This window comes from Tenacibaculum sp. 190524A02b, from assembly GCF_964036645.1.
Lineage (GTDB): Bacteria > Bacteroidota > Bacteroidia > Flavobacteriales > Flavobacteriaceae > Polaribacter > Polaribacter vairaonense.
Genome location: NZ_OZ038525.1, coordinates 1719634 through 1743241 on the forward strand (window position 1 = coordinate 1719634; position 23608 = coordinate 1743241).

Below are 23608 nucleotides of genomic sequence, written 5' to 3' on the forward strand. Positions count from 1 at the left end.
AACCTTCCTGACTTATGCGGCAACGTTTCGGGAAAAATTATAGGGAATTACTTTACAAATGGTACTTCAAACTCTAAAAGCTTCTTTTTCTTTATTACATTATACTGGTCTTTTGTTAAATAGACTATTGTTTTCCCTTCTCCATCCAAACTATAAAACCTCCCTTTTAAATTATTTTCTATAACTATCTTATTCATAAACTCAAAAAAAGCAGTATCCACCCAATCACCATCACCCCTAAATACCTTTTGGTAATGTCTATCTTTAAAATCAAAACTTACAACTACCTTATCTTTTTGTATATCAAAATTATCTTTGATATTAATTGGATTAAAATCATTGTGAGAAATAATTTTGTACTCTTCAATCATTTCTTCATAAGGGTTATCAAGATTCCCTAGTTCAAAATCAAAAGACATTACTGATTTAGCAAAAGTTTTTAAAATGTCATTCTTACTATTTATTTTCTTCTCTTTAATTTTTATTATACTATTACCTATTTCCTCTTTATCTAAATGATTTAACAAACCTAATACTGTAAACTGTTCAATTATATTTCTTATTTTTTTTGTATTCAATTCATTATTATAGTTTTCATAACTAAGCTCCCAGTGGCTGTTTATAACTTCAAACATTTCTCTTTGATCCTCTTTTAAAGCTACAATTCCAAAGTATTGGTTAGACTTCCATTCTCTATAACTATTAGATGAGCTTATTAAATGTAGCCTATAAGAAGAGTTTAAATCTCTTAGAATTTTATTAAAAATTTGATAATATTCTTGTTCCTCTATCTTACCCAAATAGCCCAGTTCACCTCCAATGCTATCCGAATCGATAAAACTTTTACACCTGTACTCTTCTCCATTTGATGCGATAGAAACAACAACATAACTTGTTATATAACCATTAGTCGCATGTAAAGAATCTTTTTCTATTTGGTAATTAAACTTATTAAAACTTAATTCTGGTAAAATTTCAGAAGTTTTTTGATGAATTTCTTTTAAATAGACAAATGGATTATTTGAGTATTTTGACAAATCAAAAAACCGAGCTTTCTTGCAAAATTTTATTATCTGAAAAGGAGATTTTATTGTATTGGTATTTATTGCCAATTCAAGTTGTTTGTTTTCTTCTTCTGTAATAATTTTATTATTGTAAAGCTTAATACGAAATTCGTTTATTTTACTATTTGACAACCAGTAATCAAAGGCTACCTGGTCTATTATATCTAAAAGCATCTGAAATAAATGTGCATAATTGCTATCTTTTATTTCATATATCTGCTTTTTTAACTGTTTATTATTTATTATTTGAACTTTGTTTAGCTTCTTTACATAATCAACAAGCTGATTATTTACTTCTTTTTGTTCAGCTTTAGTTAGCTTTTCGCTTTTAAAATCGAAATATGTATTTAATTCAGAATATTGAAATCCTGTTTGTTTTTTAAATTCAAGTTGAAACAACACATCAACATATTGTGCTTTGGTTATTATTTCCGTTTTTGAAAGCTCATCTTTTAATAAATTTTCATCTTCAGGTTTAATTAACTCTACTTCTACTAATTTTTTCACCATATTATTAACCTGACCTAACATTACATTAGATATTATATAAGTAACTACGAACAGAGAGGTTTTTAATCTCATAACATATTTTTATTTTACTAATACTATTTTTTATTCCTTTTTGGTGGCTTATATCCACAATGTAATTCTTCTTTTTATAAAGCTCTTAATCTTTTTAATTATCTCCGTAAAACTCCATAGCCATATCAAATATTTGGTATATTTTTTCTATAGGAATATCTTGTTTTGGATCTATCAGCAATAATTTTGTAAAAGTCCTTTTTCCTTGTATCAAATCTGGGTGTTTTAATTTTATTCCTTTTCCTATTGCTATGTATGGAAATTGTGTTTTTTTATCTACCCATAAATAACAAAAAATTTGATTTTTGTACATAAAGCATGGTAATCGATAATACCATCTTGGTTCTATATCTGGATGGTAATCCTTTATTATACTTTTTAAAGCCATAAGACAACCTTTTATTGGTTCTTCTTTTTCCTCATAAAATCGATCTATTGGTTTCATTTTGTAAACTACTTTATCAAGTTACTAGTTAGTAGAGAATTTATTTTCCCCCTTGAATTGACCAAAACAGGAATAGTAACCCTAAACAGAATATTAAATATAATATATATACAATTATAGTTCTGAGTATATTAACTAATCTATTTCCTTCGTTAAAAAATCCCCAAAATACCCAAAAAGTATATAGAACAGCTAAGACAACAGGTATTAATTCTAAAATCTCAATCTTTATAAGCTTCTTAAGAATTATAAAAAATGAATAAAAAACAGCTTGTTGTCCTGTTATATACGCATTTAAAACCAAATGCTCTATATAATTTACAGCAAAATTTTTAAAGGCTATGTATGAAGCAAAAGAAAAAACGGGTAATAGTAATATAGTTGTATAGGCAAAGTTTTTTGATAACCAAGTAAATAAAACAGGGACTTCTATTCTATTATTTTTATTACCCTGAGCAGATTCTGTAAAACCTAATACTACATCATTCATCCAAGTATTCTCACCTAATAGTTGTGCTAACAAAAAATACAACGTAGAAAGTGTTAATACATAACCTATGGGTTTAAAATGACTTTTCCTCTTTCCTTTTAAAAAATCTTTTATAGTTAAGCCTGGTTTTATTAATAATTGTGTGCATGTATACAAAAATCCTTTATCAATTTGAAAAACACTATGTACTACTTCATACATAAAACTTGAAATAGTTATTCTTTCAATATTGGTACGTTGCCCGCAATTATTACAATAATTTCCTCTTACTATTTCATTACAATTTTTACAGTTCATTATATCATCAAATATTTTGATTTTAAGTTTTACTCTACTAAACCTAACTCTTTAATACCTATTCTATAAATATTTCCAAAACCATTTATAGTACTATTAGCTTGCCTTTTTAACGATTCTACATTTTGTAATGGTATATTATCTATTTCCATTCTTTCACTTGTTAAATAAAAGTTTCCTGCATTCCAATCTATAAACGGACAATAATCTAACTTTTTAGAATTTATTAATTTGCCCATATTTTTAGCTTCTTTCCAGTTTCCAACACTATCTTTTTGACTTATATACAAATCACCTCCTCCTAATCCATCTTTTCTTCCGAAGGAACTAAAAATCATCACATTTTCATCTGGTGACACATAGGCATTAAATTCAAAAAATTTAGAATTAATAGTCTCTGGTAAAGGTTCTGGTTCATTATAAATCCCATCTGTAAATTTTGCTATAAAAATATCTTCTCTTCCTATACCATTTTTTCTAGTTGCCGTAAAAAAGAGGTTTCCTTTTTTGGTTACAGCAGGAAAAAACTCATTGCCTTTAGTATTAATTATAGAATCTAGCGCAACAGGATCCGACCAACCTCCCTTAATTCTATCGCTATACCAAATGTTATAGTCTTTTCTATTTTCATCTCCATAAATTGGACGATTTGAAGCAAAATACAATCGATTTCCATCATTTGTATAAAAAGGTTCTATATCTTGATATGTACCTGATATGTTTAAAATTGTTGGTTTTTGCCATTTATTGTTCTCTTTTTTTACTACTACTAAACATCTTTTGTGTTGTTTATAATCTCCTAATGTATAGGTAAACTCTTTCCCGTCTGGAGTTATCGCTATATCTCTTTCATATAAAGATGTAGACACCTCTCCTTCTGCAAACAAACTTGGCTTTGTTGAGGTTACATTTAAATCTATATTTGAAGAAGTTTTGTCTTTTTTAGTTTTCTTACAGCTAAAAGCAAAAAATAAAACTGTAAAAAACATAACGTTTTTTAATACTTCTTGTTTTGATAAAAAGAATAGATTCATAATCAAGATTCTGTTTGGTTTTAAAACGTAAACTTACTTAAAAAACTTTTGTTAAACTAGAATATAAAAATAGGCCTCTCTTTTTAAGAAAGACCTATTTTTTTCAACTGAATTATTTGTTTTTTAACTTAACAGTTAGCTTCTTTTATGTATTCAGTTTAATTATACACCTGTTTATTCTTTAATAATCTTTTTTAAAGCTATTTTATGATCTGAAGTTTCAATTTTTAATAGGTACATTCCTTTTGAAAAACTTCTAAAATCTATCTCCGTTTCCTTAGTAACTACTAATTGCTTCCCTACTAAATTATACACTTCTACAGCGATAATATCTAAATCAATGGCTGAGTTAATCGTTAGGGAATCTTGAACAGGATTGTTTCCTATAGTAATAGCATCTGTTAAAAACTCATCTACTCCTACCGAGTAACCACAATCAACACTGTAGTTTGCCGTAGCATCTTTTATCCAATCTTTACTTTCTGCTAAGCTTACGTTATCTACTTGAATACATGTTAGTGTTGGATTTAAATAACTAATTAGTTTAGTTAATCTAGAGTTAAATCCATTTTTAACATTTAATGTTGCTAATTTATTTTCACTTACTAAAACATAATTTAAAAATTTATTATTCGAAAAATCTAAGTTTGTTATGTTATTTTCATCAAGACTCACTCTTTCTAACTTTAAATTTTTAGAGAAATCTATAGTTGAAATTTGATTGTCTCCCGCTAATATTTCCTCTAAAAGGGTATTTTTAGTAACATCAATGTTAGTTACTTTGTTATTTAGAATGTCTATATACTCTAATTTTATATTTTGTGATACGTCTAAATCACCAGTTAATTGATTATTTCTTAAACTTATACGTTCTAATAAGGTATTTTTTGTAATATCTAAAGAGGTTAGTAAATTATCACTACATACCAAGTAATCTAATTTTAGATTATTACTCAAATCTAAACTTGCTAACTGATTTTCTGGAATATATAGGTCTTCCAATAAGGTATTTTTTGATAAGTCTAAACTTGTTAATCCGTTTTTTGCACAATTTAAATCTGTTAAATTTGGATTGTTAGAAATATCTATATAACTTAATAAGTTATTATCTAAATTAAGTCTTTTTATTAAAGGAGACTGGCTAATATTTATTTCTGAAATTAGGTTATCATAGCAACGTAACGTTTTTAACTTTGTATTTTTTGATACATCTAATTTTGTTAACTGATTATTATAACATCGTAAGGCTTCTAAATTAACAAATGCTTCAATACCTGTTATGTTTTGAATTTCCTTATTTGAACAATTTAAATCTATTATTTCTCTTGCCTCATGTATATCTATCTCTCCATCTTGATTCTTGTCTCTGTATTCAGATGCTACTAAAAAAGTTTTAAAATTTGCATCTGGAACATTAACAAAAGCAGGAAAACTACAATTCGTATTATAATCTGCTAAAGTAGATTTATACCAATATGCTTTTCCTTCTGCAACAGCTACATCAGCAACCTGAATACATCTTATATAATTCCCTCTACCATAAAATTTGTTTAATGCTGTGTTTTGAGATAGATCTATAATAGCTATTTTATTCTCGTCTATATCTAACTCTATCAACCCTGTATTTGCTGTTACATCCAAACTCGTTAACTCATTCTTATCACAATTAACTTTTTCTAGTATGGTTGTTTTGGGTAGTACTAAATTTGTTAGTTTGTTACTTTTACAAGAAATGTTTTTTAATCCTTCATTATTACTCAGATCTAGATTGGTCAATTGATTTTCATAACATGAAACATATTTTAATGTATTTGTTACTGGTAGTATTAAACTAGTTAATTGATTTCTGTAGCAGTCGATATTTTGTAATGCTATATTTTTAGATAGGTCTAAATTTGTTAATTGATTGTTTGCACAGTCTAATACTGTTAAATTGACAAACTCTTCAATTCCTGTTAAATCGGAAATCATATCTCCATAGCAATCGATTTCTCCTGTAAAAGCTATTGCTTCGCTAATTTGTATCTCGTCATCTTTATTAGTATTTATACTGCTTTTACCTAGTAGGTAATTTTTAAAATTGGCATCTGGAATGTTCACATTCTGTGAAATTGCTCCTATTGAATAAACTACTAATAGTAGTATAAAAAAATAGTTTTTCCTCATAGTTATTGGGATTGGTGTTAAAAAATTGGTTTTATTTTGCGTATAATAAGTAGTACCACTCGTAGTTATTTACTACAATTGGTATATTAGTTTTTCTAAAATAGTATGGACTATGTATTGGCTATAGCACTTTTTAACTTCTTGTTTTTCATAAATGTGTTTTTACTTGTTCTTTCTGCTTGCAATTTATATTTTTTTTATTACTCTGACAATTTTATCTTTTATGAAAATGTTATATTAATATTTACTTCTAAAAACAAAAAACCATCTCATGTTTTACTGAAAGATAGTTTTTAATAGTTTTATTTATTATACTTTCCTTATCCTTATTGATAAAAATCAAAAATAACTTTTAGACAAAATAAAACTATTAAAGACATCTCAATGAAAAAAGAACTAGTTCTTTAAGTCTATGAATTTACTAATTCATTTTTTATTTAATTATCACCTTCTTCCTTTCCACTTGCTCTAAAGTTTTTAGTTGTAGTAAATATATTCCTTTGGGTAGTGAGGAAACATCATATTGAAAAATGTTTCCATTTAAGTTACCTTTATGCAAAACTTTTATCAGTTTTCCATTTATATCGTATAATGTGATTTTAACATTTGGCGAATTTACCTTTACATTCAAAGTTTCATCAACTGGGGTTGGATAAACTTTAGTAAGTTTTTTTTCTTTTTTATCCTGAGAGCATAACCTGATAAACTGCCAAGATCCCCAATTACCTCCTGTTCCAGGTTCTTCATTTTTTGTCCACCATTTACTTTCATAAACACTTCCTTTATGTGCTACTTGTATACCTTTTACTTTATATTCTGTATTCGCATTCCACTCAGTAATTCCTTCACAAGTTGCTCCTATTGTTTTTTCTTTAATTGTTATATTTATTTGATCGCTTCCTGTTGCTCCTTTATTATCCACTACTGTTACCTTTATTTTATAATCTCCAAAATTAACAGGCGTCCAACTTTTGTTATTCCCTTCTGATAGTTTATTATCATTTACTTCAAATAGTACAGATTCTATAGTCCCATCTGCATCCGAAGCATTAGCTACTAACGTAATTGACTCCAATGTTTTTTGCTCAATGACTTCTCCATTTATGGGACTTGTTATAGTTACTTGAGGAGATTGATTTCCTAGAGTCTTCTTTTTTATTGTGATATTTATTTCTTGAAAAGCTAACGCTCCTTTATCATCTATAACCGTTGCTTTTATTTTATAATTACCAAAACTTGTTGGTGTCCATTCAACATTATTACCTTCTATTAATGAAACATTATTTACTTCAAATTGTATTGAAACTATGGTTCCATCATTATCGGAGGCATCTACAGTTAAAGTAATAGACTCTGGAGTTTCTTGTTCAATTATTTGTCCATTACTAGGATTTATTATTGTAACTTGTGGTTGTTGATTTCCTACTGTTCCACATTCTCTAACCTTTTCCCAAACACTGCTTTTCCCTGGAGTATCCGTTAGTTGTGCCCACCATTTATTCTGATAAATAATGTTATTATAAGCGACTTGTGTACCTTTTACTCTATATGATTTTGGTTCCCAAATAGGAATTGCGCCACACTTGGCTTTTTTTGTAGTAAATGTGTATAAATTTGAATACTCTGAAATTATATTTTGATTTATCGCTTTTACTCTTACTTCATATGTAGTATCTTGATCTAAACCTTCTATACGAACCTTTGTCCCTTCTTCTATAGTAATTGTACTCCAATCATTTGTATTTATTTTTTTATAATCTAACTCATAAAACTCTGCTCCTTGGCTTATTTTCCAATTTAACTCAGCAGTTCGGTCTCTTATATTTGTTGCTATAATACCTGTAGGAACTTCTAGATTTAACACCTTTGTAATAAAAGTAAATATATATGAATAAGCATTAGAGTTGGCTGTGCTAACTTGAAATTCGTACTCTTTTCCTTCCTCAAGATTATTTAAATCTACACGATTAGAAATTACATTTTGAAAGCTCCAATTACTTGATTCTACCTTTTTATACCTAACAGTATAACTACTTATACCTTGCAATGAATTCCAAGCTAACCTAGCGGTATTTCTATTTTTTTCTTCCAATCGTATTCCTAAGGGTATTCCCTCTCCATTTCCTACTTGTAGTGCTTTATAAGCATTTAACCTTCCTGTTCCTAACATACCATTATAATTGGGATTGATATGCTCTATTGGATCTGTAGTTTCTAATAATATTCTTTTTAACTGTTCTGGATTTATATTTCCATAATTGTTAGAAACTACTAATGCTGCCACTCCTGATACATGAGGGCATGCCATTGAAGTACCTTGTAAAAAACCATAATTATTATTAGGAGTTGTACTTAATATTCCTTTAATACCTGTACCTGCACCAGGTGCTGAAATTGCTACCCTTTTCCCAAAATTTGTCAATCTTGTTTTTTCATCTTTATTGTTTAGCGCTGCAACCAGTATTTGGCGATCTAAATTATGAGGTATATACGATATGTTTCTATTTTCATTTCCTGCTGCAAAAAATATAATACCTCCACTCATTGCTTTATTTGTTCCTCCTGCATTTTTCTTAAAATAATCCATAGCTTCTTCCAACACAGGGACTCTTGCGTCACCTGCTCCAAATGCCCAATACATCCAACTATTTTGTGAAATAATAGCTCCATTATCCGCCGCATATACAAATGCTTCAGCTCCCATATCTCCTACAGCTCCTAGTAAAATTTTACATGCCATTAACCGAACACCATCTCCCTTACCAGTACCTCCAGCTACTCCAGCTACTCCAATTCCATTGTTCGTTTCCGCAGCTACAGTACCAGCAACATGGGTTCCATGTTCTAAAGCTGGAATATTTCCTGAATTTGCTGTAAAATCATAACCATGTACATCATCTACATATCCATTATTATCATCATCTTTTCCATTATTAGGTATTTCATCTTCATTTACCCATAAATTACCTTTTAAGTCTGGATGATTTGTATCTAAACCTGTATCATTAATAGCTACAATTACTCTACTATCTCCCTTCTCTATTTGCCATGCTTCTTCTAAATGTATGTCTCTTCCTACGGTTCCTCCTTTTTGTCCAGTATTATTATAATGCCATTGCTCTTTATACCTAGGATCAGAAACCACACTATTTTTCACTTTTTCAACTTGCTCTTTTATGCTAGTGATTTTTTTATTTCCATCATTGTTTTTTATTGGATACACTTCATGTGCAATGGTTATTGATTTACTACTCCTTAACTGTTTTATGGCTTCTTTTAAAGTTGTATTTGATTCATATTTTATTTCATACCATAAGTGTAATCCTGCTTTTCTGTGTTTTTCTTCATTCTTCCCCGATGGTCTAAAAACTCTTTTTACAGACTCTATCTTTAAAGCTCTACTTACTATATCAAAAGGTGGAATACCAATAGATACTCCTTTTTCATTTTTATTTCTTAAGAACTTACTTCCTTTTTTCGTTCTTACTAAAGCTTTATCTAATTTTTTTGATTCTTCCTTTTTAAACTTTAAACAAATAGTTTTTTCAATCTGTCCTAGTTTATTCAATCTTTGCTGTCCAAATGTTTTTATTGTTAGTATTAGAGTAATACCAAGTATATAGTGTATTGTACGTTTCATATTTCTTTGTTAAAAAAGTGTGCATCATTAAATCCCATTTACCTTACTTATTCATTAATTGATTTTTAAATGATACACACTTTAAAAATTATTTTTGTATGCTTATCTTCCTTACTATTCTATCTCCTTTTTTAGTTTTAGCAACCAAAATATATAGCCCTTGTTTTACTCCTTCCAAATTTATCATTTGCCCTTTGTGAGAAAGTGTTTTTATTTTTTTTCCTGTTAGGGTATATAAATTTGCTTCTAGAATCTCTATTTCTACTTCCTTATCTTGTTGTATATCTTGTAATAACTGAGTATTCATATTTTGAACACTACAAGACTTAACTAAAAGCCAAGGTCCCCATGGACCACCAGTACCAGGTTCTTCATTTTTAGTCCACCATTTACTCTCATAAACATTTCCTTTATGGGATACTCGAATCCCTTTCACTTTATATTCAGTGGTAGCATCCCAAGAAGGTACTCCGTTACAATCTCCTCCTTGCACTTTTTCTTTTATAGTAATACTTATTTCATTAACTCCCATAGCTCCTTTATTATCTACTACTACAACTTTTATTGTATAATTACCAAAACCAGTTGGTGTCCAATTCACATTATTTCCTTCTGATACATTTGCTCCATTCACTGAAAACTGAATACTTTCTACAGTTCCATCTGAATCAGTAGCATTTGCTATTAAAGTAATGGACTGTAATGTCTCTTGCTCTATAATTTGTCCATTGATTGGATTCGTAATAGTAACCTGAGGTGGCTGATTCTCATCTCTCCTTTCTTTAATCGTAGCATTTATTTCTTGCAATCCAATAGCTCCTTTATCATCTGTGGCTACTACTTTTATTGTATAATTACCAAAATCGTTTGGTGTCCAATTCACATTATTCCCTTCTGATAAATTTACTCCATTCACTGAAAACTGAATACTTTCTACAGTTCCATCTAAATCAGTAGCATTTGCAGTTAAAATAATGGTTTTTAATACTTCTTGCTCTATAATTTGTCCATCTTGAAGTGTTGTTATTTCTACTGTTGGTACTTGGTTTCCTAAAACTTTCTGTTTAATTGTTATTTTTGACTCTGCAGTAGCTATGGCTCCTTTATCATCAGTCACAGTTACCTGAATCGTATAATTACCAAATTTTTCTGGTGTCCAATTAATATTATTCCCTTCAGTAAGCTGTACTCCATTTACTTCAAAGATTATCTTGGTAATTATACCATCAGCATCTGATGCTTTTGCTGACAGTACAATTGACGTTAATGTTTCTTGCTCTATTACTTGTCCATTCTGTGGAGTTAATATTTCAACAGTTGGTAATTGATTATCATTTATTAAACTACACTCTCTAACTTTTTCCCATACACTGCTTAAACCTGGGACATCTTTTGAGTTTGCCCACCATTTATTTACATATATCCAACCTTGATAAGAAACCTCTGTTCCAGATGTCCCATAAGTCTCATTACTTTTCCAAACCGGTACTCCTCCACAGCCTCCACTTCCATCATCTAATGTTAAAAATTTAGTCGTTTCTGAATAAATAGATGATGAATTATTTTTACTTGCTTTTACTTGTACCACATAAAAAGTATTTGGAGATAATTCTGTCAAAGGAACTGTTAGCTCAGTAATACCTTCAACAGTTTCCCAATTAGGTGTTTTTATTGCCCTATAACGGAGTGAATATTCATTTGCATTCTCTACTTTACTCCAACTAACCATAATTGATGATGCTTGTATCGATGTTATTGTTACTTCTCTAGGCGGTTCAATATCTAATGTTTTAAAATTTACACTTTGAGAGTATACTGAATTCTTAGTTAGACTTTCAGCTCTTACCTGTAATTCATATGAAGTGTTCTTAGTAAGTCCTTTTATTTTTAATTGAGTATCATTTATTACTACTTCTTTCCAGTTTCCTCTTTGCTTTCTATATTTCACCCTGTAACGAAGCGCTTTGGTTACTTTATCCCATTTTACTATAGCTCTTAAGGCTCCTACCTCCTCCATTCTCACCTTTATAGGTGTAACCACTTGTGCATCTCCATATTTTAACGCTTTCAATGCATCTATAACCCCAGAGCCTAATTTTCCTTTATAATTAGCATTTAAATGGTCCACAGAATTCGTACTGTTTTCCATAATTGTTTTAAGTTCATTTCCTTCTAATTTCCCTTTAAACTTAGACACTACTAAAGCTGCCACACCAGATGCATGTGGACACGCCATAGAGGTTCCTTGTAAATATCCATACTTCCCTCCTGGAATTGTACTTAATACCCCAGCTGTCAAACCACTTGTTCTTTGATCACCTCCAGGTGCAGAAATATCAACCCAAGTCCCATAGTTAGAATAACTTGCTTTTTTTCCTGAATTGGCAACTGAAGACACTGATAATACTGGCTCATACCTACTAGGATAAAAGTTACCTTCAACTCCATTATTACCTGTTGCAAAAATTACAACACCTCCATTCATTGGAGCTTTATTACCTCCTGCTGTAGCTATAAAATAATCAATTCCTGCTTTATCTGACTCACGAATTGAAGCACTTACTCCTCCATATCCCCAACTATTTTGAGATATTACCGCACCATTATCAGCTGCATATACAAATGCTTCTGAAAAACCTGCTTTTTTATGTCCAAAAACAGTATTTGACATAAGTAAAACTCCGTCATTATTACCTGAACCACCTGCAACTCCTGCAACCCCTATACCATTATTAGTTTCAGCAGCAACCGTGCCTGCTACATGAGTACCATGTTTTCCTGCTGGAATAGCACCTACATCATCTGCAAAATTATATCCATGAATATCATCTATATATCCATTATTGTCATCATCTATCCCATTTCCAGGTATCTCTCCTTCGTTTATCCATAAATTTCCTTTTAAATCTGGATGTGTTACATCAAAACCTGTATCTTCTATAGCTACAATTACTTGCTTACTTCCCGTTTCTAACTTCCAAGCTTCTTCTAAGTTTATATCATTCCCGGCTATAGCATCTGGTGATTGTCCTGTATTTTTATAATGCCATTGTTCATTGTAGTTTGGATCATTAGGAGCAACTAATAAGTTAATTTCATTTTCTTGATTTGTAAGTTTAGCTATACTAATTTTTGATTTATCTTTTTTATATCCATCGTAAAAAATTATTTCTCTTACTGATTCTGCTATTTCAATAGCTGTCGTTTTTTGATAAGCTCTTACAACATCATCAATATTCTCCTTAGCATTAAATTCGATTTCATACCATAAATGCAAACCATGTTGTCTATGTTTTTTTTCAAATTTCCCAGCGGGTCTAAATAATCTTTTTATGCTATATGCTTTAAATTTTTTATTACAAAAATCTACCTCATTATCATTTAAAGTAATATATCCTTTATTCGATACTCTTAATAAGCTTTTACCTTTTAATTTTTTGTCTAATTTATTGGTTTGATTATCATTAAATCGGACATGTATTTTATTCATATACTGTCCTTTTTTATTAATTTCTGGGTCTTTTTGACCATAACTATCTCCTAAACCCAATAATAAGATACATAATCCCATTATAAAGGTTTTTGTCACTTTTTTGTTTGAAAAAAACATTTGATTTAAGCTTTATTTTATTGGTTAATTGTTTGCAAAAAACTAGTGAACAGCATTTATAATACTATTCACTAGAAATATTGCTTTTATTCTATAAGGATTTTTTGTGTTTGTGTGTATTGCTGAGTCTTTATTTTCAATACATATATCCCTTTTTGTAATGATGATACATCAAAACTCAATGAATTACTCTCAGCTTTTAACACTTCTTCTTTTATCAATTCACCTGCTAACGTAGAAACAGACACTTGAACATTCATTTTTGGTAATATATTAGCTTTTAATTTTAATCTGTTTTGAACAGGATTAGGTGATACAATAAAATTTTGTACTTCTGAACATACTCTTATTAATTTCCAAGGTCCCCATGGTCCACCAGTTCCAGGCTCTTCATTTTTTGTCCACCATTTACTTTCATAAATATTTTTTTTGTGAACCACCTGAAGCCCTGCTACGTTATATTCTTTAGCTACATCCCATACTGCAATTCCCTCACAGCCTACATTTGTTACTGGTTGTTTGATAGTAATTGTTATTTGTTTACTTGTTATGGCTTGTTTATCATCTGTAACAATTACCTTAATTATATAATCTCCATAACTTTCTGGAATCCATTCTTTATCATTCCCTTTCTCCAAATCTATATTATTTACTGAAAATTGAATTGATTCAATTGTTCCATCTGAGTCTGTAGCATTTACCTTTAAAGCAATAGGTTTAAAAACATCTTGTTCAAATATTTGACCATTCACAGGGGTAACCATTGTTAGTTCTGGTGGTTGATTTCCTTTTTCCTCTTTAACAGTTATAGTTATAATGTCTACTGCAGTAGCTCCTAGATTATCTGTTACCTCTACTTTTATTGTATAAGCTCCATAAGCTGTTGGTATCCAATCAATATTATTTCCTTGAGCTAAATTTGTATTGTTTACTGAAAATTGAATTTTATCAATGGTTCCATCAGAATCAGTTGCATTTGCTGAAAGAGTTATCGCTTCAAAAGATGATTGTATGATAACCTGTTCACTTAAAGGTGATGTTATAGATACTGTTGGTATATTGTTATCAGATTCACATTCTCCTATTTTTTTCCAGTGGTCTGTAGTTCCTGGAATATTTCCTTGACTCCACCATTTATTTTGATAAATAACATGATTATATACAGCTTTCATTCCTGGTTCTCCATAAGTTTTATCTTTCTCCCAAATAGCTATCCCATTACAACCTCCACTACCGTCATCTAATGTTAAAAATAATATAGAATTTGAGTATAAAGACGAAACACCTTCTTTAGATGCTTTTACTTGTACTTCATAAAAAGTATTGGGTGCTAAATTGATTAAAACTTGAGATGCATTTATAGTTGGTAAAACATTCATCCAAGTAATTTTTTCCTTTTTTTTATAGCGAAGCTCGTATTGATTTGCCTCATTATTCCTATTCCAACTTATAGTTGCTTTATTGGTAGTGATAGCTGAAACAATTATCTTTTGAGGTGTTTCTATAGAAATAGTAGAAAACTTTATAATACTCGAATATTCAGACATCTTAGATAAGCTTTCAGCACGTACTTGAATTTCATAACTGGTTCCTTTAATAAGATTATATAACTTAACAGAAGTACCATTAATCACCTCTTCAACCCATTGCCCGTTATTACTTCGGTATTTGATGCGATATCTAGATGCCTTATCAGTTAAATCCCAATTTACTATTGCAGTTTGCGCACCTATTTCAGAAATTGTAATATTAGAAGGAGTACGAACATCTGAATCTCCATATTTCAGTGCTTTGAACGCATTTACTCTTCCTGAACCTAATTGTCTTACATAATCTGGATTAAGATGATCAACGGAATCTGTACTGTTTTCTATAATATACTTGAGTTCTTTTCCAGATAGTTTCCCTGCAAATTTAGACACCACTAAAGCTGCTACACCTGAAACATGTGGACATGCCATAGAAGTTCCATTTGCAAATCCATATCTATTATTAGGTAATGTACTTAATACCCCAGCTGTATGTCCATTAATTTCCTGATCTCCACCAGGTGCAGAAACATCAATTGTATTTCCATAATTTGAATAATGAGCTCTTTCTCCTGAATTAGATAATGACGCTACGGATATTACAAGGTCATATCCTGAAGGATAGCTTGGTCTATATGTATTATCATTACCTGCTGCAAAAACAGCCAAGCCGCCTTTCATTGGACTATCAGATCCACCCGCATTCTTTAAAAAGTAGTCTATAGCTGCCTTAGTAGCTTCTTTTATAGAAGGAGCTTGAGATCCCCAACTATTTTGTGAAATAACCGCTCCATTATCTGCTGCATATACAAAAGCTTCAGCTTCTCCTCCTACTGCATTTCCAAAAATAGTATTAGCCATTAATCGAACACCATCTTTATTCCCTGTTCCTCCTGCAATACCAGAAACTCCTATACCATTATTGGTTTCTGCAGCAACCGTACCCGCTACGTGAGTACCATGCCAAGCAGCAGGAATTGTTCCTGTATTATCAGCAAAATTATACCCATGAACATCATCTACAAACCCATTATTATCATCATCAATGTTATTTCCAGGTATTTCTCCTTCGTTTACCCATAAGTTTCCTTTTAAATCTGGATGGTTTATATCAATCCCTTCGTCTACAATAGCAACTATTACTTGAGAGTTTCCTTTTTCAATTTCCCAGGCTTTTTCTAAATTTATATCCATCCCTAGTACTGCATTTGGCGATTGTCCTGTGTTGTGATAATGCCATTGCTCATTATACCTTGGGTCATTGGGTGAAGTATTGAGGTTACGAACTTTAGATTTATTTGATTTAATCTCTCTTACTATATTTGAGCTACTATTTTCTTTATATCCATCAGTAAAATGAGCTTTGTAAACAGGCTCAGCTATAGTTACAGATGATGTTGACTTATATTGTTTTACAACAGCTTCAACATCTTTATTGGCTTCAATCTCTATTACATACCATAAATGTAATCCATGCGCTCTATGTTTTTTCTCAAACTTTCCAGCAGGTCTAAATAATCTTTTTATACTATGTGCTTTAAATTTTTTATTACAAAAATCTACTTCAGTATCATTTAAAGTAACATATCCTTTATTTGATGCTCTTAATAAGCTTTTATTTTTTAATTTTTTATCTAATTTATTTGTTTGATTATCATTAAATCGGACATGTATTTTATTCATATACTGTCCTTTTTTATTAATTTCTGGGTCTTTTTGACCATAACTATCTCCTAAACCCAATAATAAGATACATAATCCCATTATAAAGGTTTTTGTCACTTTTTTGTTTGAAAAAAACATTTGATTTAAGCTTTATTTTATTGGTTAATTGTTTGCAAAAAACTAGTAAACAGCATTTATAATACTATTCACTAGAAATATTACTTTTATTCTATAAGGATTTTTTGTGTTTGTGTGTATTGCTGAGTCTTTATTTTCAATACATATATCCCTTTTTGTAATGATGATACATCAAAACTCAATGAATTACTCTCAGCTTTTAACACTTCTTCTTTTATCAATTCACCTGCTAACGTAGAAACAGACACTTGAACATTCATTTTTGGTAATATATTAGCTTTTAATTTTAATCTGTTTTGAACAGGATTAGGTGATACCATAAAATTTTGTACTTCTGAACATGCTCTTATTAATTTCCAAGGTCCCCATGGTCCACCAGTTCCAGGCTCTTCATTTTTTGTCCACCATTTACTTTCATAAATATTTTTTTTGTGAACCACCTGAAGCCCTGCTACGTTATATTCTTTAGTTGCATCCCATACTGCAATTCCCTCACAGCCTACATTTGTTACTGGCTGTTTAATAGTAATTGTTATTTGTTTACTTGTTATGGCTTGTTTATCATCTGTAACAATTACCTTAATTATATAATCTCCATAACTTTCTGGAATCCATTCTTTATCATTCCCTTTCTCCAAGTCTACATTATTGACTGAAAATTGAATTGATTCAATTGTTCCATCTGAGTCTGTAGCATTTACCTTTAAAACAATAGGTTTAAAAACATCTTGTTCAAATATTTGACCATTTACAGGCGTAACCATTGTTAGTTCTGGTGGTTGATTTCCTTTTTCCTCTTTAATAGTTACTGTTATAATATCTACCGCAGTGGCACCTTGATTATCTGTAACCTCTACTTTTATTGTATAAGCTCCATAAGCTGTTGGTATCCAATCAATATTATTCCCTTGAGTTAAATTTGTATTGTTTACTGAAAATTGAATTTTATCAATGGTTCCATCAGAATCAGTTGCATTTGCTGAAAGAGTTATCGCTTCAAAAGATGATTGTATGATAACCTGTTGATTTGATAGGGATATTATAGATACTTTTGGTGTATTATTTCCTGAGCCAGAACAAGCTTCTAATTTTTTCCAAGCACTACTTACACCTGGTTCTTGGTTTTGTGTCCAATGTTTATTTTCATAGATGAAACCTTTATGAGAAACAATACTTCCTTCAGTCCAAAAGTCTGTTCCTGGATATGTTGTATTTGGATCCCAAGGATCAAAATCGCTACATACAGGAGTTCCCGTAAAAAACACTAACTCATCAGAATACTCTGAATATGTATTTCCATAAATACTTCTTACCCTAATTTGGTATTCTGTTTGTTCAGTAAGACCGTTAAGTTTGGCTCTATTCTTACTTCGTGGAATAAATATTATCCAATTTGCATCAGTACTTTTTTTATAACTTACCTCATAAGCTGTTGCATCATCAACCTCATCCCATTTAAGTCCCGCACTTTTCAGTCTCCTTGCAAAAGGACTAACATTATTAGGTGGTAATGGATTATTATTACTTGTCCAAAATACTTTTCTTTCTGAAAAAACTGACGTTCCAAAATTCCCTTTTGCCCTAACTTGTACTTGGTATTCTGTAGTTTTTTTTAAATTGTTAATCACTGTAGAATTTGTATTAACCAATATAGATTTCCAATTCAACTCTCCAATTGCCTTATAGCGTAACTCATAACTATTAGCTTCAATAACAGAACTCCAATCTATTTTTATACTGGTTTCAGTTTTAGTATCTGATGCCACATTTATAGGTATGTTATTTACATCTGCCAATAATGAAGCATATGCTTCTAATCTACCTGCACCTAATTTCCCTTCAAAACCTGAGTTAAGATTGTCTATTTGTTTTGACGTTCCTTGCAACAAAGCCTTTACCTGATTTGGCGTAATTCTGCCATAATTTTTAGACACAATTAAAGCCGCCACTCCCGCAACATGAGGAGTTGCCATTGAGGTACCAGAGTTATAACCATATTTTCCACCTGGTAAAGTACTCAGAATCTTAGAGCCCGGCGCAGCTATTTCAACCCAAGAACCATAAGTAGAAAAACTAGATTTTTTATCTTTATTATCAGTTGAAGCTACGTGAAATACTGGTTCATAAGCATCAGGAAAAGAATCACTATATTCATTATTATCATTTCCTGCAGCGAAAATTACTAATCCTCCATTCATTGCTTTTTCTTTTCCTCCAGCATTAGCAATAAAATAGTCTATGCCTGCTTTTGTAGCTGTTACTTTATCTTGGCTAGAATCTACATGTAATCCCCAGCTATTATTAGAAATAACTGCTCCATTATCTGCTGCATAAACATAAGATTCTTCCAAACCTCCAATACCCCAACTTAAAATAGCACAAGACATAATACGTACACCATCACCTTTTCCTGTTCCTCCTGCTACTCCAGCTACTCCAATTCCATTATTAGTATCTGCTGCAATTGTTCCAGCTACATGCGTACCATGATCTTCTCCTTTTAACTCACCTCTATCCCAAACAAAATTATAACCATGAATATCATCTACATAACCATTATTATCATCATCAATTTCATTTCCTGGAATTTCACCTTCATTTACCCACATATTTCTTTTTAAATCAGGATGTGAAGACTCTACTTCTTCATCCATAACTGCAACGATTACTCTAGAATCTCCTTTTTCTATTTTCCAGGTTTCTTCTAAATTTATATCACTTCCAATAGTACCTCCTTCTTGCCCTGTATTTTTATAGTGCCATTGTTTATCAAAATCAGGATCATTTGGTATTCCCGTAAAATTATTGTTGATTTTATTGTGCTTATTTAATGGTTTTATAGGTACTTCTTGAAAAGTGTTGTTATTTCTATTTTTATCTACTTTATAACGAGCATGAGCTACTTCAATTCCTTTATCTCTTTTATATAATTCAATTGCTTTGTCTACGCTTTCATGGTTATTATAAGTAATTTCATACCAAAGATGCAATCCAAATTTTTTATGTTTGGCCTCATGTTTTCCTGCTGGCCTAAAGACTCTTTTCATTGAAAATACTTTCAGTTCTTTATTTTTTGCGTCTAAGCTTTTTGAACCAGTAGTTACATATCCTATTTTTTTTGACGCTGTTAAAACTCTATTTTGATTTGTTTTTATGAGCTGTTTTCGTAATTGCTTTTCCTGGAAAGGCTTAAACTTTACAATAACAACTCCTTTTTGTTGATTCTTATTATTAAATTGTTGTTTCTGAGCTACTACAGTTCCCATAACACAAAAAATTATGGATGTAAGCACTTGTTTTAGTTGATTTTTCATTGGTTTGATTTTTAAGGTTATTCATCTAACTTATAACACCTCATTTAATTAGACATCCCTAAATTTGAACTGAGTTTTAAAGTTTATTCTAGGATTATTTTTTTACTGACTACCTGCTTACCAATAGTTATCTCTAGTAAGTAAACTCCCTTAGGAAACCTTGAAATATCATATATTAATTCTCCTTTTTCTAGATTCTTATCTAAGCCAAGATTGTACTTACCTGTTAAGCTGCTTATCTTTATTCCTGAAGGTTGTTTTAAACCACTTTCTAAATGTAATTTCAATACTCCTTGTGTTGGATTTGGAGCTATTGTTATAAGGTTGTTTATTGTTGCCAAATCAATACATGCCCCTATGAGTTTCCATGGTCCCCAAGGTCCACCAGCTCCAGGTTCTTCGTTTTTAGTCCACCATTTATTTTCATAAACGCTTCCTTTATAAGCTACTTGGGTTCCTTTTACTTTATATTCAGTATTTGCTTCCCAAGCCTGAATGCTATTGCAACCTCCTCCACCTCCAGTAGTTTTCTCTTTAATTGTTACCTTTACTACATCAGATGCCTTAGCTCCTTTGTCGTCTCTTACTTCTACTTTTATTGTATAATTTTTAAAAGAAGCTGGCAACCAAGAAATATTATTCCCCGAAGATAAATTCACTCCATCTACTGAAAACTGAATACTTGCTATAGTTCCATCTGAATCTGTTGCATTTGCTGAAAGCGTTATTGAAGAAAGTGTTTCTTGTTCAATTACTTGTCCAGTACTTAAACTTGTAATAGTTACCTGTGGAACTTCATTATTTACTTTTTGTTTTACAGTAATTGTTATTTCATCTGTAGCTTTGGCTCCCTTATTATCTATTACTTCAACTTTTATTGTATAACTTTTAAAAGAAGCAGGTAACCAAGAAATATCATTCCCCATAGATAAATTAGTTCCATCTACTGAAAACTGAATTGATTCAATTGTTCCATCTGAATCTGTTGCATTTGCTGAAAGCATTATTGAAGAAAGTGTTTCTTGTTCGACTACTTGTCTATTACTTAAACTTGTAATAGTTACCTGTGGAACTTCATTATCTACTTTTTCCTTTACAATAATTATTACTTCATCTGTAGCTTTAGCTCCTTTATCATCTGTCACTTCTACTTTTATCGTATAACTTCCAAAAGCGCTTGGCAACCAAGAAATATTATTCCCCGAAGATAAATTCGCTCCATCTACTGAAAACTGAATACTTGCTATAGTTCCATCTGAATCTGTTGCATTTGCTGAAAGCGTTATTGAAGAAAGTGTTTCTTGTTCGACTACTTGTCCATTACTTAAACTTGTAATAGTTACCTGTGGAGCTTCGTTATCATTATCCTTTGGGCAGTTTCCTTGGAACCTCCAAGTGCTATTTTTACCAGGTACATCATTTGGTCCTGCCCACCATGCATTGGCATAAATTTTACCATTGTAAGCTACTTTAGTTCCGTTAACTCCATAACCTTTAGGCTGCCATGGCTCAATTTCACCACACTTAGTATACAGTGTTGTAAATGACTGTACCGGAGTATAATCTGATTCAACACCTCCACTTTTAGCTTTTATTTGTAACTCATATTTAGTTTTTGGAAATAATGCTACTAAGCTTTTTGTATTCCCTAAATTTATTTGCTTTTCTTCCCATTTACTATTGCCAACTACTCTGTATCTTAATAGATATGTTAGTACATGCTTGGGCCTTTCCCATGATAAATCTGCTGTTAATTCTTTAATATTTGAAATCGTAAAATTTGAAGGCACTGCCAATGATGAGACTTTTGTTATAAAAGTAGAAGTGCCTGAATATGGTGAATATCCAGCACTATTTTTAGCTCTCACCTTGACATCATACCATTCTCCTTCTTCTAAATTATTAATTTTAAAGCTCAAACCATTTGTTATGCTTGTTACCCAACTTGTAGCTGATACTTTTTTATAAGCTACTTCAAATTCATTATCTGAATTTAATGTTCCCCAAGTGATAGTAGTACTATTTGTTGTTGTATTATTAGCTCTAACAAGTATGGGTATATGCATATTTTCTGCTACTCGCAAGGCTTCATAAGCATTTACTCTCCCTACTCCTAACTTTCCTTCAACTCCTGAATTCTTATAATCTATAAATTCTGTAGTTCCTTCTATGATTTTTCTTACTTGTTGAGGCGTAATACTTCCGTAATTATTAGATACCAATAAAGCCGCTATTCCAGACACATGGGGTGCTGCCATAGATGTACCTGAAAATTCTCTATATTCATTGTTATTTACAGAACTCCAAACTCCATCTCTAGTAAATTGCCATTCTCCGTCAATAAAGCCGCCTGCTCCTCCTGGAGCTGAAACACCTGCCCAGTTTCCATAGTTTGAATAATTTCCCCTTTCATCATTTTCATCTGTGGCACACACTGCTATAACTGGAGCATATGTGGCATGATTGGTTCTCACTTCACCATGATCATTTCCCATCGAGAAAATAACTACGCCTCCATTCATTGCTTTGTCTACACCTCCTGCATTAGCTATAAAGTAATCAATAGCATCTCTTTCTGCTGAAGCTGAACTTGTTCCTACACTATTCCAACTATTTTGTGAGATTACTGCTCCATTATCTGCGGCATATACATAACCTTCTGCAAATCCTCCTGAACCTCTTTTCCCAAATACTCCTACAGACATTATACGTACACCATCATTATTTCCTGTTCCTCCTGCAATTCCTGCTACTCCAATTCCATTATTAGTTTCTGCTGAAATGGTTCCTGCCACATGATTTCCATGTCTATCATTGCCATCAAGAGTTCCTGAATTTTTAAAAAAATCATACCCATGTATATCATCTACAAAACCATTATTATCATCATCAATATTATTTCCTGGGATTTCTCCACTATTTACCCACATATTTCCTTTTAAATCTTCATGATTTGGATCCACACTATGATCTGTAACAGCCACTATTACCCTAGAATCACCTTTTTGAATATTCCAAGCTCGCTCTAAATCAATATCTACACTTGGTGTTCCATTACTTTGTCCTGTATTGTGATAATGCCATTGTTTAGCATAAAGTGGATCATTAGGAAAACTGTTAGCTTTTAATTTTTTTTCTTTTCTTGTTATTCGTTTCCTTTTTTCTTTTAAAGCTGTTATACTTGGTGATTTTATTTTTTCAATAGGGTTTACTAATTCTACTTCTGTTATTTTTTTATATGAGTTAATCACAGATTTCAAACTCATTTTAGTATCAAATTTTAATTCATACCATAAATGTAATCCTGCTTTTACATGTTTATCTTCAAACTTTCCAGCAGGTCTAAAAACCCTTTTCATAGCATGTACTTTGAACTGCTTATTCTGTTCATCTACTTTTTTTAAACCTGTTTCTATAAAACCTCTTTTTAAAGTTCTTTTTAATTCTCCACTTTTACTTGCTCTATTTAAAAGCATTTTTTGAAGTGAACTTGTTTGGTTCTTTTTAAATTTAAGTTGAATAACTCCTTGGTGGTATTCTTGAGCCATTAAAGCACTAGGGATCATTCCGGCTACTAAAATTATAGCCAGAAACATTAATATTTTTAACTGTTTCATTTTGAAGAGGTTTTAGA

The 23608-nt window shown here is 31.0% G+C and carries 10 protein-coding genes and 2 pseudogenes; all 12 read right to left on the reverse strand.

Annotated elements, in window-relative coordinates; genetic code table 11:
- Positions 1–47: 47 nt before the first annotated feature.
- A complete protein-coding gene (locus ABNT65_RS06690) occupies positions 48–1646 on the reverse strand; it encodes a hypothetical protein (protein WP_348707370.1) in 1599 nt (532 codons plus the stop codon).
- Positions 1647–1740: 94 nt separating this feature from the next.
- Positions 1741–2091 carry a DUF1801 domain-containing protein gene (locus tag ABNT65_RS06695; RefSeq protein ID WP_348707371.1) on the reverse strand — a complete coding sequence of 117 codons (351 nt, stop codon included), beginning with the start codon at positions 2089–2091 and terminating at the stop codon, positions 1741–1743.
- A gap of 40 nt (positions 2092–2131) precedes the next feature.
- Positions 2132–2878: a DUF3667 domain-containing protein gene (locus ABNT65_RS06700; RefSeq protein WP_348707372.1), complete on the reverse strand. Its 747-nt coding sequence runs from the start codon at positions 2876–2878 to the stop codon at positions 2132–2134.
- A gap of 29 nt (positions 2879–2907) precedes the next feature.
- Entirely contained in the window at positions 2908–3912 is a 1005-nt protein-coding gene (locus tag ABNT65_RS06705; protein WP_348747493.1) for an exo-alpha-sialidase, read from the reverse strand.
- 174 nt (positions 3913–4086) lie between these two features.
- Positions 4087–6078, reverse strand: coding sequence for a T9SS type A sorting domain-containing protein (locus tag ABNT65_RS06710; RefSeq protein WP_348707375.1), 1992 nt, complete (start codon positions 6076–6078; stop codon positions 4087–4089).
- A gap of 433 nt (positions 6079–6511) precedes the next feature.
- Positions 6512–9718 (reverse strand): S8 family serine peptidase, encoded by a 3207-nt coding sequence (locus tag ABNT65_RS06715; protein WP_348747494.1) that lies wholly within the window; start codon positions 9716–9718, stop codon positions 6512–6514.
- Between the two features lie 88 nt (positions 9719–9806).
- Positions 9807–13289: a S8 family serine peptidase gene (locus tag ABNT65_RS06720; protein WP_348747495.1), complete on the reverse strand. Its 3483-nt coding sequence runs from the start codon at positions 13287–13289 to the stop codon at positions 9807–9809.
- A 125-nt stretch (positions 13290–13414) separates the two neighbouring features.
- Positions 13415–15205, reverse strand: a complete 1791-nt coding sequence (locus tag ABNT65_RS20985) for a fibronectin type III domain-containing protein (RefSeq protein ID WP_412766864.1) — start codon at positions 15203–15205, stop codon at positions 13415–13417.
- Positions 15191–16003 (reverse strand): annotated as a pseudogene (locus tag ABNT65_RS20990) (S8 family serine peptidase); the annotation flags it as partial. The pseudogene ABNT65_RS20990 and the gene ABNT65_RS20985, both read right to left, overlap by 15 nt.
- An 84-nt stretch (positions 16004–16087) precedes the next feature.
- A pseudogene (locus ABNT65_RS20995) lies at positions 16088–16660 on the reverse strand (subtilase family N-terminal domain-containing protein); the annotation flags it as partial.
- Between the two features lie 86 nt (positions 16661–16746).
- A complete protein-coding gene (locus tag ABNT65_RS06730) occupies positions 16747–19974 on the reverse strand; it encodes a S8 family serine peptidase (protein WP_348747497.1) in 3228 nt (1075 codons plus the stop codon).
- Between the two features lie 83 nt (positions 19975–20057).
- Positions 20058–23591, reverse strand: coding sequence for a S8 family serine peptidase (locus tag ABNT65_RS06735; RefSeq protein ID WP_348747498.1), 3534 nt, complete (start codon positions 23589–23591; stop codon positions 20058–20060).
- Positions 23592–23608 lie beyond the last annotated feature (17 nt).

Excerpts from the sequence above, each read along its gene's own strand:
- ABNT65_RS06710 (WP_348707375.1), bottom strand. The coding sequence starts at position 6,078 with ATGAGGAAAAACTATTTTTTTATACTACTATTAGTAGTTTATTCAATA.
- ABNT65_RS06705 (WP_348747493.1), bottom strand. The coding sequence starts at position 3,912 with ATGAATCTATTCTTTTTATCAAAACAAGAAGTATTAAAAAACGTTATG.
- ABNT65_RS06695 (WP_348707371.1), bottom strand. The coding sequence starts at position 2,091 with ATGAAACCAATAGATCGATTTTATGAGGAAAAAGAAGAACCAATAAAA.
- ABNT65_RS06690 (WP_348707370.1), bottom strand. The coding sequence starts at position 1,646 with ATGAGATTAAAAACCTCTCTGTTCGTAGTTACTTATATAATATCTAAT.
- ABNT65_RS06735 (WP_348747498.1), bottom strand. The coding sequence starts at position 23,591 with ATGAAACAGTTAAAAATATTAATGTTTCTGGCTATAATTTTAGTAGCC.
- ABNT65_RS06700 (WP_348707372.1), bottom strand. The coding sequence starts at position 2,878 with ATGAACTGTAAAAATTGTAATGAAATAGTAAGAGGAAATTATTGTAAT.
- ABNT65_RS06730 (WP_348747497.1), bottom strand. The coding sequence starts at position 19,974 with ATGAAAAATCAACTAAAACAAGTGCTTACATCCATAATTTTTTGTGTT.
- ABNT65_RS06715 (WP_348747494.1), bottom strand. The coding sequence starts at position 9,718 with ATGAAACGTACAATACACTATATACTTGGTATTACTCTAATACTAACA.
- ABNT65_RS06720 (WP_348747495.1), bottom strand. The coding sequence starts at position 13,289 with ATGGGATTATGTATCTTATTATTGGGTTTAGGAGATAGTTATGGTCAA.